Genomic DNA, 13,124 nt, shown 5'->3' on the forward strand with positions numbered 1-13,124 from the left:
TAACTCTAAGATTAGCAATAAAATAGAACGCTATTTTTCTTTCACTGGATCCACTTGCTATCGCGAATACAGAAAATGTCAATTAAAATGAGTGTCAAATTGCAGATGTATTTGACACTCATTTTTTATTGTTGTGGAACCCTTTTTTGTTAATTAAGAATGCTTTGAAATATTTATGAATTAGTTAAAAGCAATTCTGTTTACAAGCAATAGAAATAATTTTCTGATATTTCCCGAAAAATAATTGATATTATTTAACAGTTTTGCTAAAGTTATATGAAATATCAATCGATGATGTGGCCAAGTAAGTAAGAAATGTGAAACAGAAAATATAGCAATGGCTGAGAGCTATATCACCGCTTCTTATCTGAAACCTACCACGGAGATGTTATGCAAACATAACCGAGTCGTTTTCGTTACAAAACGTTAGAGGGTTTTAAGATTTTTCTTAAAACTAAATTCAAGGTGGTACCACGTTTATTTGGCACAAAGACGTCCTTATTTGGAGGACAGCTTTGTGCTTTTTATTTTTTCAGTAAGTAAAGTTACAGAAATGGAGGAGAGAATATGACAACACAACAAAATGATTTTTCAAAATGGTACATTGAGACAATCCAAAAGGCCGATTTAATGGATTATACACCAGTTCGTGGCTGTATCGCATTTAAACCAGACGGCTATGAAATTTGGGAACATATTCAGGAAGAAATGGATCGTCGTTTTAAAGAGTCAGGTCACCGCAACGCTTATTTCCCTATGTTAATTCCTGAATCCTTCTTCCAAAAAGAAAAGGATCATATCGAAGGTTTCTCACCTGAGCTTCCTTGGGTAACGGAGGCAGCAGGTGAGAAATTAGAAGAACGTTTAGCGCTTCGTCCGACATCTGAAACGATGATTGGACACCTTTATTCAAATTGGATCAAAAGTTACCGTGATTTACCTGTCTTGATTAATCAATGGGCAAATGTCTTTCGTTGGGAGAAAAAAACACTTCCGTTCATTCGAACATCTGAATTTTTGTGGCAAGAGGGCCATACAGCGCATGTTGATGAAGAAGATGCGCGTCAAGAAACAATGCAAATGTTAACTATCTATAAGGAAGTTGTAGAGGAGTTGCTGGCAATCCCTGTCTATGATGGACAAAAAACACCTTCAGAGCGTTTTGCAGGGGCTGTAGATACTTATTCTATCGAAGCAATGATGAAAAATGGGAAGGCCGTACAAGCCGGTACCTCTCATTATTTAGGGACAAAATTTGCTGAAGCCTTTGATATAAAATATTTAAATAAAGCCAATCAGCATGAATATGTACACACAACATCTTGGGGGACTTCCACACGTTTAATAGGTTCAGTAATTATGGTTCACGGTGATGAGCAGGGGCTTATTTTACCGCCACGAATCGCACCAACCCAAGTTGTCTTAATACCTGTAGGTCCATGGAAAAAGACCCCTGAAATTATGGAGAAACTAGATGACATTTATGCAGTCCTTAAGAAGAAGGGAATTCGAGTACGTCTTGATGACACCGACCAATCACCAGGCTTCAAATTTAATGAATGGGAGTTAAAAGGTGTACCGGTTCGAATTGAATTAGGACCTCGTGACTTAGAAAACAATCAAGCCATGTTAAAAGCACGCGATGAAGATGAGAAACAAGCAATTGATCTTAACAACATTGTTTCTGCAATTGAAGAAGAACTAACAACGATGCAAACTCGTTTATTTGACAAAGCGCGCCAATTCCGTGATGCAAATGCTCATACACATATTGATACGCTACCTCAATTACAGCAGCATATTAATACTTCCAAGGAAAATGGATCTATTTCAGGCTGGGTGCTTGCTGGATGGTGTGGAAATGATGCGTGCGAAGAAAAAGTGAAAGAAGAGACTAAGTATACTTCTCGTAATATACCGTTTCATCCACCAACTACTAAAACAACGTGTATTTGCTGTGGAAATGAAGCGAAACATACAGTTTGGTTTGCTCAGGCATATTAAGGTCAAATTTGCTCACACGCAAGTACTCAGCTTTTGTAATATCTTCATATTTCCAATCCATATACAGATTATCTGTGACGGCTGTTATTTTTTCTAAATCTTGTTGTTTAGTCTTGTAAAATTGTTCTAATTGTTTAGATTTCGTCTGAACGATAGACTGTTTATTATTCCTTAATGACGGTGGTCATATCAGTAGGGACATTCTTTCAATTTTGTTTTTGTTTGTTTACGACTCGTTTTCCCCTGCATTTCCATCTGGAAATGCAGGGTGTGTTTTTATCTTGATTCTACAATGTTTTTTCTGTGTTTTCAAAAAAATACTTGTATGCTAAAATAAAAACAGAACATATATTCTTTTTTTCGCGGAGGGTGAAAACAATGAGTTATGATTTAATGGTCTTTGATAAAGAGCAAGCTCCAAACAATAAAGAAACATTTTTGCAATGGTATGATGAACAAACAAAATGGGCTGAACCACATGATTACGCAACAATAAGAGTTACAACACCAGCATTACAAAAATGGTATCAGGGTATGGTGGAACAATTCCCCAATATGAATCTGGTGGATGAGGAATTATTGGATGAGGATGAAGATGACGAGTTAGAGAGTCGTTTGACTGAATATAGTATTGGTTATGCCGTGATTTACACAGCTTTTGCCTGGTCTGTAGCGGATGAAGCATATAGTACGATGAAGGAGCTTGCCAAAAAGCATGGAGTCGGTTTTTTTAATGTGAGTGGTGAGGGGGAGATTTTCTAAATCTTTAAATCGTATGTCGAGAGGTGGATAAGAAATGACAGAAAATCTTATTGCGCAATGGCAAGAGCAAAGAAAGACATTTGATGCAAAGAATGACAAAGCAATTAACGCCATGCATACGCTAAGGGAGCAAGTTCAAAAAGCGGAGCGAACAGAGGTAAATTTGCGCATGCTCGTCGAAATTTTCTGCATGTTGAAAATGTATGACGAGGCATACAAAATTTTTACATCCGTCATGGATTTACGTAATAAAAAAGATCAGAAAAAATACGGCGCGATTAAATATTGGATTGACAATCCACAAACTGTAAAGCCACTATTGCCACGTGTCATTCAGGAGCAAGCGGAGATGAAAATACCATTACCAACATTTAAATATATGCCGAATCCAATACAAGCGAATATTTTTAAAACGGGTGAATTAGTTGTTTGCGACTGCTGTGCGCAAGAAGTGGACATTTATTGTACTATAGGCATTTATGCAATTGAAGAGGTGGAATATCTTTGTCCAAGCTGTATTCATAGTGGGCTTGCTGCACAAAAATTTGACGGTCAATTTCAGCAAGATTTATTAAATGCCGAGCTTGTGAAGAATGATGACTATACAGATGAAGTGTTGCATCGAACACCTGGCTATATTAGTTGGCAAGGAAATGACTGGGTAGCCCATTGCACGGATTATTGCGCATTTATTGGTTATGTTGGCTGGCAAGAGCTAGTGGAGATGGGCATTACGGAGGAGTTTGAACATTTTAATGGTCATACCAAAGATGAGCTAGCCGCTACTTTGCGTAATAATGGTTCGCATCAAGGTTATTTATTTCAATGCTTAGATTGTCAGCAATACATTCTGTATTCCGACTTTGATTAAATCTAGGTTACATAGGTGAAGTATGGGGAAGTTGACCATGGCTCTGGAGAAAATCTACCAGAGTTACTACACTAGTTAGTGTGGAGAAATGACCAAGAAACAATAGATGAATTTCATGGAGATTATTTGTTTCATTTTAGCGAAATTCACTTGTTTTATAGATTGGAAGAAGTCTTTTTCAAGCATCTGGATAGTCGGTAAGGCATCGATTTCATCCTTGCGATAATCCTCGTCAATTGGCTGTTCAGGACGAACTAGTGTAATAACTCTATGTAAAAGAATGGTGAGTAAAAGTACATTGACTTCTTTTTGGTACAAGATTAATTGATGGATTTTGAAATGTAATACAAGGATAGTCGTGGTTTTGGTGCAAAAATTAGGTACTTGTAGTTTGATAATTAAGAAATCACGATTGTCCTTTTTTTGTGAAGTGAAGATAAATACTGACAAAATAATAATTACGGAACTTTATATCCAAACAATCGAATGGGGGAAATGAATTTGTCACAGTATATAGAACAGTTTTTGGCGAATGTGTGGCAACAGTTAGAGCGCTTTTATCAGCAGGAAAACGACCGAATTAGTAAAACGAAGGACTGGAGCCGGCTCCATATAGGGGTTACGGATTTTGTAAAGGTTAAATGGACATCAGAAAAATTGAATAAATTACAATGGGGAACCCCTCATTATGGAACGATTTCGATTTATACATACGAGCCATTTAGTTGGCGTGATGATGCTTATAAGTAGCAGCGGGCGATTACATGCAAGAAATAACAGACATCAACCAAATAGAAGAATTATTTTCCGCTTTATGTGCCAAAATGGATGCGGTTTTCCAATCCGATGAATATCATGCGAGGCTTTTTGATTATCGCCTTCAACTTATATTGGAATTTGAGCATGAGGGGCGTGCGATTTGCTTTCAAAAAGAGCTACTAAATAACGGCAAATTCACATTAGCGAAACAAACGTTAGCTACTTTTATTGAAACAAAAGTGATGGCTGATTTACCTGTATATCCTGCTAAGAAAGATGGATTTTTCTTTGCTCGTTTCCTAGTCAATCCTCATTTTTTCCATCAGCACGTAGCTGATATCGAACCATTAATGCAAAAGTTATTGGAGAAGTATAGCGGGAATGAAGAACGCTTAAAACAGTGGATATATGATTATACATTGGCATTTAAAGCTTGGGCAGAGGAGTATATTTTATCGGTTTATTTTGAGGAAACAGGAGAATATGCAACGAAATGGATACTAAACTCAGAGGCTAGACCTAAACAGAAGGAGCTAGAGTTCTTCGTTTATATTGCCTTACAAATCGGATCTAAAGAACCTGATACACGTATGCAATATCTTGAATTGGCGCAGCAACTTGGGTCACAAGAGGCGGAGGATTATTTACAAAATGGCAGTAATCATTTTGAACATAGTAGGAAAAGTGCGTGCTTTCAAGGAACAGCCAATGATATTCGAAAAATCATTTCAATTCACATCATTGTTGAGGAAGAAGAAGCCTATCGTGAAGCGTTACAATACATCATCGATTTGTTACAAGCGGGCTTTATCAAAAGCTATAGCTTACAGTTAGAGAGTCAGGAAGAAAATTATTTACCGATTCAAGGCCTTGCGAAAACTGAGCTGCATCAATTTTTTGCAAATTGCCTTGCGTATCCAAACCTGTTCCCATTGATTGCCGACTATGCAAAAGTGGCAATGGAGGAATATGCATGGTATGAAGACGTGGAGCCTAGCGAGCTATCCGCTATGCCTGGAACATATGCTGTATTTGGTTTAGGGCTTTATAGTGATGCTTATTTTCCCCTTGTGCAAAGCTATATGTCACTTGTTGATTCAGAGCACCAGCTTGTACAAAATAACTATGCAGAAGCTTTTCTTAACATGCACGAACTATCAGTAGAACGGATGCCTGTACTGATTGACATTTTACTTAGCGCAAATGAGGGGGAGCTCGAGCAGTTAAAAGGAATTCACGTTGATGAACTGGAATTGCTAGCTGAATTGATACATCAACTGGAGAACAAAGAAGATTACCAACGTAGCTATGTGTTATATCAAATTTTTGGTAGTATGGAGGATCTAGCACAGCGCATTAAAAAAGAATCAGCGCCAATCCAAGAAATGCTAGAAAAATTACTAGGTTGGATGGAAGATTATTAATGGGTTAGCTTTCCTTAGTACTTTAAAAGGCAGGACATCTCTGTAGAGTAGGAAGTGCAATGTTGAGGAGATGCTAGCAAAATGTCATTTTTAGCATCGAGAGTAAAAGAGCTGCAAGATAGTTAAAATCGCAGTTGCTTTTGCTAAAAAATCAAATTTTTTCACCACCTTCGAGTTGGTGAAAAATCAAGAAAGAGGAGGATTCTATTGTTAGATATTAATCATACTACTGCTTGGATCGAGTTGTTGTCCACTTATGAAGTTAATCCGAAATATGGCAATCCTGATGTAATTGATCAGTACCTGGATCAGCGGGATGCCGATCCGTTTGATTCACAATGGATGGCTGCACATGGCGACCTGACAGCTATCATTGACAGTATATTGGTGGCGGATCGAAAGGAGATAGAGATGCTTCAGGATCGCGCCAGTAAGCAAATTTACGAAACAATCATTGGACAGACTAGTCACTCTGATCTAGCCGCCTATGCATCCGATGATGTAAGGCTGATTGTTGGCTTCCTTGTGACGGGCCGAGTTAACAGTTTTGTTCTTGAAATGAAGGAAAGTTACGAACGCGGCGATTTACCCAATGTTGAAGAGAGTCCTTTTTCATGAGAAAAACCGTACCTGCTGATGTTTTAATCCGCTGTCGCACAGTGATACCCGGCAATCTAGGCATAGTTTGTTGCTTGATTTAGAAAAAGAATGTGTGCTTGTCAGTGATGGTTGGGGTGTAGCGTTTGCTGCATGGCGACTATGGGCTTTTACCTGAGGATGGACGCGAAATGGCATCTTCTATCTGTTAGAAAAGGAGCCTCAATCCGATTTCAATGTGATGGTCTTATGCCGGATAGTTGGCTTCGGTTAGGATGCGTTCAGAATAATGAGAAAAGCGTAAAACATGATTAGGTCAGTTAATTAACAAGGAGACTACTACAATGACAAATGATACTTTACAATTATCCCAGAAATGGCGAGATGAGGGGTTACGTTATGCAAGTGAGATTAATGCCTACGTGCGCAGAGGATTAGAAAGCAACTGGGAGACACCTGGAGAGGAGCCATCTGAAGATTCACGAAGACAATTAGCTTCGCAAGTGTATAAATTTATTAAAGAAGCGAATAGAACAAAGGAACTAGAAACGCTCCGTGAACAGTTTCCAGCTGCTTCTTGGCCTTTTCAGGAAACGCACGGCCAACTAATGCGAGCTGTTTATCCAATTGCGCTTCTACGTGATGGTGCATTCCTTGTTGCAGCGCAAAATGAAGATTTATCACGCACTGTCTATGTGATGGATAAACAGGAAGCAAACCGTATCGAGCATGTACAAGCGGCAAGTTGTTCTGCGGATGGGCGCGACATTGCTTTGATGGATGACCAAGGAGTTCGTATCGTACGCGAGCCTGATCGAGAGTTGAACGGTGCTCTGCTGGCTACATACACATGGGCGACAATCATCGACCAATTGCGCGAAAAATACCCCAACATTGAGACCTTACAGCCAGAAAGCTATCGAAGCGCAGATGTCATTCCATTCGCTGATGGCACGAAGTTGTTGATGGTGTCGCATGACGGCATCTATTTGATTGAGGAAACAGGTGCCCTCTTGTTACACCCGACAGTGGAAAATATACGGGAGTGGGCAAGGGAAGATGATGACTTGACAGCAAGTTTAGCGATGCCACATGGAACTGTTTCGCGAAGCGGCAGATGGCTGGCTTATGGAAGTCAAGACAGCGAGCATATGTTGCTGGATATGGAAAAGTATGTTACCCACTCGTTTGAACCGATGTCGAGTTATCCGCATTACAGCTTGTTCAGTGCCAATGATGAGCATGTTTTGTTCAATACATGTCATTTTTACAATGGATGTACGCTAGGTATTTCACTCCATGATCTAGAACAGTACAATAATCAAGAACCCCCTTCAATAGATAATAGTATGCGTGTATATGCCGGTGTTGCAGTGCAAGGGGGCAACATTATGGGTGACGCATATGGTTATTTACGAATGATTGATTTGGAGGGGAATGAACTTTGGCGTTACTTCGTATCTGGGACAATTAGTGGTATGGCATTAAACTCTGAGAAGACAATATTGCTTGTCGGTACATACAATGGAACGCTACATGTACTTGATTTGACTAGTACAGAGCCAAGTCCGTATGAGATTAGCACAAGCTCAATACGTGAATCGTACCGCTGGATCTTCTGGGATCATCAACAACCACTGTACTGGTAGTTTTATAGGCAAAATCGACGAAACGATAAGGTTTTTTTATCAACATCATATGTAAATGGATATTGAAGACACGCATTAAGGAACGTGAATGGTAGTGTGTCATGTTTAAAATAACTGTTACGATCTACGCAATACTCTATATTATAAAGGCTTTTATAGAGGGATTTTTTACTAATTAGAAACTCAAGATAAAGGGGAATGGACTATGCAAGATATTCGACCAACATCACGCTGGCGCAATGCTAAAAGAGAAGAAGAGGAAGAATTTACTGCTGGATTGATTGAGAAAGATGACTGTATTTACGCGGAATTGTTTCCAGATAGTTTTATTCATCAGACAGAAATGGTGCTAGAGCAGTATGCAGCATCCATTGCGAAACTACCAAATCACCCAGATAGCTATCCTGCAATTATGAAATCTATTGAAACGGCGGTACTTGCCCTAAATGAGATTAATGAGGTGGGTGGAGGCGGATTAATTGAAACTGAAGAACGAGAGGAGCTTTGCGACTATTTTGACCAAGTGCTGATTCATTGTGGACTTGATGTTGATGACCTTGCTAAAAGCCAGAATCTGGGGCGTTATGAGTTAACAGATGATTGGCGTGAGTGGTAATTAAAGAGAAGTGTATGTTTTGCTTGAATTGACGAGTGCAGTATGGGGAAATCTGACAGAACCAAAGGGCTCTGGAGAGAATGTGCCAGCGTTATTACAGGAATTGAAGCAAGCATACGACCAAGAAACAGTTGATGCGCTTTTTGAAGACTATTTGTTCATCAAAATACCATTTCGGAGCAGATATTTAGTGTATTTGCTGTGGAAATGAAGCGAAACATACAGTTTGGTTTGCTCAGGCATACTACTATCCAAACACCCTCTTACCAATCGAATAAGAGGGTGTTTAACATTTCAAAGTGTTTGACCATTATCAATTGTAAAAACTTGTCCTGTCACTGATTTTTGAGTCAATTGAAATAGTATAGCCTCTGCAATATCATCTGGTGTTGAAATTCTTTTCAGTGGTAAGTTACCTGCAAGTTGATACATTTTATCTTCATTACCAGACCACCATCTCGTTTCAATTGCACCAGGAGATATACAATTTACTCTAATAGAAGGCGCTAATGCAATAGCTAACGATCTAGTCATTGTGTGAATGGCAGATTTTGTTGCTGCATAGGGGATTGATGAGCCTATTCCGGTCATTCCCGCTACGCTCCCCATATTTACAATCACACCCGATTGTTGCTTCTTCATATAAGGAACAACAGCTTTTACGCAATGAAACATTCCTTTCACATTTACACTGAAAAGGGAATCCCATATTTCATCTGTTACAGCATCTAAATCATCTAAAGCTATTTGAGCAGTAATACTCGCATTATTTATTAATGCATCAATCGTCCCGAAAGTTTCTGCAATATAGGATACTAAATCATTCACCTCTTTTGCATTCGCCACATTTGCTTTATAAGCGACAGCAGTTCCTCCTAGCTGTGTAATTTCATTTACAACTTCGAAAGCTTCTTTTTCAGAACGGCTATAATTAATGACAACTTTTGCACCTGCAGCTGCTAACTTTACAGCTGTTGCTCTTCCAACACCAGTGCCGCCACCCGTTATTAAAATTACTTTATCTTTTAATTCCATGCTAAAACATCCTTACTTTATTTGGATTTTTAATATGTTTCTAGCTCATCACTATGACGTGTGGTTGATCTCCGTTCCAACCGTACGCTTTCCTAGGGGCGTCCGATAAGCAGTTTCGCTGCAAGGTCTCGGGCTAACAAATGATGTCTCCCACAACTTTTGGTGATGAATCATGTTTCTATTATATTTTTATGAATATGAAGTGTATAATACTGAATAATGAAGAAGGTATCATTTTAAATGATATCAATGAGAGGAATATAATTCTTGGAAAGTCATGATTTGTGGATTTTTAAACATGTTGCAGAACTACAGTCAGTATCAAAAGCTGCTGAAAAATTGGGTTATGTACAACCTAATGTTAGTCAGCGTATTAAAGCGTTGGAAGAAGAACTGGGGGTAAGATTATTTAAGCGTAATAATAGAGGAGTAACATTAACGGAGGAGGGAGAAGTCTTACTAGAGTATACAATTCAAATAATGCTTTTAATGGATGAAGCCAAGTCATTAGTTAATCCTAAAAAATGGAGAGAATCTCTAGCAATAGGTGCTTCTCAAACGATTTCTGCAGTTAAAATACCACAATTATTTTCTTCTTTTTTGAGTGAACAAACAAATATTGATGTAAAAGTAAAAACGAATGATCAGGAAAAGTTACAAGACATGCTTACTTTTGGAGAGCTCGATGGTGTTTTTATAAAGGGTCCATGTAATCACGCACGGTTTGAAACCGTTTATAGCTATTTTGAGAAGCTCGCACTTATTTCACCTAAAAATAAAGATTGTGAAAAGCAACATCGTCAAACTTTAATTGTAAATAGTGATAAAAATTGCCTATATAGAAATAAAACATTGGATCTTTTCAAAGAGAATCAATCCATACTAGAGTTTGATTCACTAGAATCTATTCTTCAAGCAGTTCACGATGGACTTGGGATCAGTATAATACCTGCAGACGTCGCAAATAGTCGAAAAAAATCAATTCAATATAAGGAGCTTTCTGAAACAATCAAGATAGACTTCATTATCAAACATAGAAAACAGCAATCGCAAAGTCTAAAGAAATTTATTGATTTTTTACAGAGGATATAACTTCTACTATACAGCGAGTTATTGAAAGATTAATAGCTGCTCAAAATTACTAAAAAAGCTAAAGGGTATGAATTGATAAAGGTTGAATACGACATAAATACTAGGAGATAAAAATGCATATTGTTGAAAGAATTAGCACTTTAGAAAAGTATTTAAAAGCATTCGATTTACATGATTATTGGGTAGGGTTTAAAATGATACCTTTTGCAATTTTTAATGACAGGATTGTCTATTTATTTAATCATCCTAATTATACAGATCATAATCCTAAATCATATGTAGTTCTTGAAAAAACGGATGATTTCAACGGGTGTACACTTATCTTATTTGAGAAAATACCTACTGCTATTATCGATATTTCATATTACGATACAGATGAATTATTATATTCAATTTTAGTGCATGAATTATTTCATGGTTTTCAATATCTTAATGAGGAATCAAGGTTTGCCAATGAAGTAGTGGGCGCTACATATACAAATCACCCAGAAAATATTGAAATAAGAAATCAAGAAAGGATCGCACTATGGAATGCACTTAACGTCCAAGAAATATATGAAAAAGAATACTATACTCAACAATTTGTATCTTTTAGAAAAAGTAGACAAGAGAAATTCCCAGAATATGTAGCGTATGAAAATTTTCTTGAAACAATTGAAGGCACAGCATTTTATGTAGAATATCAGGCTTATCAAAACGTCATGCCTGATGATATACTGAGTGATTTTATCCATGATCTGCACGATATTGAAGCTTCGACACTGAATATTCGACAAAGTTGTTATTCATCTGGATTAACGTGCTGCCTATTGCTCGATATATTTGAACCAAATTGGAAGAAAGATTTTTTCTGTACATCCAAGCCATTATTTGAAATCCTTTTACAGTATGTTAGTACCATTCGGGTCCCATCCATTGAAATCAGTGAAAAAGCATTTCAGTTATCGAAAGAAATGGATATACGTAAGCAAAAGGAAATCGAAAATTTTACAAAGAAAAATGTCTCAAAAATCGTAGCAATCGGTTCTATCAAAGTTGTAGGATTTGATCCAATGAATATGGTTGTAATGAATGAGCTGACATTCCATAAAACATTTGTAAAGCTACAAGTAAAAGATGATGTCATGACAATAAATCAACCAATTGTAATTAAAAAAGTGGATGAAGAAAACACCATATTTTATTTAGAACTAGCAAATCAACCTGCTGTTGATGAACCGTCAATATGCATAAAAGAAATGGGAAATTTAATAGGTGAATTGGTTTCGATGACTGAGAAAACCTTTGTGTTAAAAGTGTAAATTCGTGACATCATCCAGAGGCTTGATCTTGTCTAGTTGTTCATAAAACAATAAATATATTATGTAAACTAATGAGAGGATCGAAAATAAAGCACGAATTAGCATAGCATTTACAAAGTGATAAACTTTTAAAAAGGGGATAAGAAAATGGCTCATTTCTATTTATCTGATTTATTACAGCGTTGCAACTATAACATGAATAAAACATTACTTATTCGTCATTCATTAAAACACGAGCGATTTATCAAAGCGTATCGCGACGGATTTTTACGTGAATATACGCAAAAACAACCGCTTCATTTTTTTGATGCTTATGATAATGTGATTGTCTTTTCAGCAGATGATCGTACAACTGCTAAGTATTTAACATCGTATGAAGTGAGACATGGAGAGGTACCAAATGTTTCCGATGATTGTTCGCCATTTTTGCTAGAGCCTTATAAAGATGAAATCATGCACCCTTTATTTGAAATCCCAAATGATCCATTAAGTCCTTATGAAAATAAACTATTTATTGAATGGGGCAAAGCTGCTGTAAAATGGTATCAAAAAGGAACGAATAAAAAATTCATCACGCAGCTAGTTAATACGAGTCAATTTGTCTTTCCAGGATATGAAAATGTTCTATTAACTTTTGATAAGCTACAACAAATCGTGGATGATCCTCAAACATTTGCGGACTGGCATATTGCTTTAAGCTCGATTAATGCGATTTACGCTATCACAGATTGCTCTAACGGAAAAATATATATCGGTTCTTCCTACAATAAAAACGGTTTACTCGGTCGATGGTCAGATTATGCGACAACGATTCATGGAGGCAATCTAGCTTTTAAGCAGCTACATGCAAACAATCCCAAAGCGCATTTACAGTTCCAATATACAATTTTAAAAGTGCTTCCAAAAGATATCACAGCATTAGAAGCGATTGAAATTGAAAACAGTTTTAAACAGAAGCTACAAACCATTCCATTTGGCTATAACCATCATTAAAGACATTGAGGTGAAGACATG

General features: G+C 37.3%; 13 protein-coding genes and 1 other annotated feature. Of the genes, 12 read left to right on the forward strand and 1 reads right to left on the reverse strand.

Features of this window, described 5'->3' with window-relative positions; all coding sequences use genetic code 11:
- Positions 1–282 precede the first annotated feature (282 nt).
- Positions 283–503, forward strand: a binding site (T-box leader).
- A gap of 64 nt (positions 504–567) precedes the next feature.
- The 9 genes from proS to AB9L17_RS12340 all read left to right on the forward strand — a co-directional run bounded on the left by proS (position 568) and on the right by AB9L17_RS12340 (position 8,893).
- Positions 568–2,004 (forward strand): proline--tRNA ligase, encoded by a 1,437-nt coding sequence (gene proS, locus AB9L17_RS12300; protein WP_375200737.1) that lies wholly within the window; start codon positions 568–570, stop codon positions 2,002–2,004.
- A 378-nt stretch (positions 2,005–2,382) separates the two neighbouring features.
- The gene (locus tag AB9L17_RS12305) at positions 2,383–2,766 is read left to right on the forward strand and encodes a hypothetical protein (protein ID WP_375200738.1); all 384 of its coding nucleotides are present in this window, start codon (positions 2,383–2,385) and stop codon (positions 2,764–2,766) included.
- A gap of 34 nt (positions 2,767–2,800) precedes the next feature.
- Positions 2,801–3,637 (forward strand): CbrC family protein, encoded by an 837-nt coding sequence (locus AB9L17_RS12310; RefSeq protein ID WP_375200739.1) that lies wholly within the window; start codon positions 2,801–2,803, stop codon positions 3,635–3,637.
- A 501-nt stretch (positions 3,638–4,138) separates the two neighbouring features.
- Positions 4,139–4,387 (forward strand): DUF6138 family protein, encoded by a 249-nt coding sequence (locus tag AB9L17_RS12315; RefSeq protein ID WP_375200740.1) that lies wholly within the window; start codon positions 4,139–4,141, stop codon positions 4,385–4,387.
- Between the two features lie 14 nt (positions 4,388–4,401).
- Positions 4,402–5,820, forward strand: a complete 1,419-nt coding sequence (locus tag AB9L17_RS12320) for a DUF6138 family protein (protein WP_375200741.1) — start codon at positions 4,402–4,404, stop codon at positions 5,818–5,820.
- A 207-nt stretch (positions 5,821–6,027) separates the two neighbouring features.
- Positions 6,028–6,438 (forward strand): hypothetical protein, encoded by a 411-nt coding sequence (locus AB9L17_RS12325; RefSeq protein ID WP_374966661.1) that lies wholly within the window; start codon positions 6,028–6,030, stop codon positions 6,436–6,438.
- Between the two features lie 323 nt (positions 6,439–6,761).
- Positions 6,762–8,066, forward strand: a complete 1,305-nt coding sequence (locus AB9L17_RS12330) for a PQQ-binding-like beta-propeller repeat protein (protein WP_375200742.1) — start codon at positions 6,762–6,764, stop codon at positions 8,064–8,066.
- 205 nt (positions 8,067–8,271) lie between these two features.
- Entirely contained in the window at positions 8,272–8,682 is a 411-nt protein-coding gene (locus tag AB9L17_RS12335; protein WP_068984245.1) for a hypothetical protein, read from the forward strand.
- A 19-nt stretch (positions 8,683–8,701) separates the two neighbouring features.
- A complete protein-coding gene (locus AB9L17_RS12340) occupies positions 8,702–8,893 on the forward strand; it encodes a hypothetical protein (protein WP_068984246.1) in 192 nt (63 codons plus the stop codon).
- Positions 8,894–8,976: 83 nt separating this feature from the next.
- On the opposite strand, the gene AB9L17_RS12345 is transcribed toward AB9L17_RS12340, so the two are convergent.
- Entirely contained in the window at positions 8,977–9,717 is a 741-nt protein-coding gene (locus AB9L17_RS12345) for an SDR family NAD(P)-dependent oxidoreductase (protein ID WP_068984247.1), read from the reverse strand.
- Positions 9,718–9,984: 267 nt separating this feature from the next.
- Between AB9L17_RS12345 and AB9L17_RS12350 the strand changes: the two genes are divergently transcribed.
- From AB9L17_RS12350 to AB9L17_RS12360, 3 genes are all read left to right on the forward strand, one after another.
- Complete coding sequence (locus tag AB9L17_RS12350) at positions 9,985–10,809, forward strand: LysR family transcriptional regulator (RefSeq protein WP_068984248.1); 825 nt, start codon at positions 9,985–9,987, stop codon at positions 10,807–10,809.
- A 113-nt stretch (positions 10,810–10,922) separates the two neighbouring features.
- Positions 10,923–12,110, forward strand: coding sequence for a hypothetical protein (locus AB9L17_RS12355; protein WP_223556677.1), 1,188 nt, complete (start codon positions 10,923–10,925; stop codon positions 12,108–12,110).
- A 147-nt stretch (positions 12,111–12,257) separates the two neighbouring features.
- Positions 12,258–13,103: a GIY-YIG nuclease family protein gene (locus tag AB9L17_RS12360; RefSeq protein WP_375200743.1), complete on the forward strand. Its 846-nt coding sequence runs from the start codon at positions 12,258–12,260 to the stop codon at positions 13,101–13,103.
- Positions 13,104–13,124 lie beyond the last annotated feature (21 nt).

Origin of the sequence: Lysinibacillus sp. RS11, assembly GCF_042019215.1 — a bacterium.
GTDB lineage: Bacteria > Bacillota > Bacilli > Bacillales_A > Planococcaceae > Lysinibacillus > Lysinibacillus xylanilyticus_A.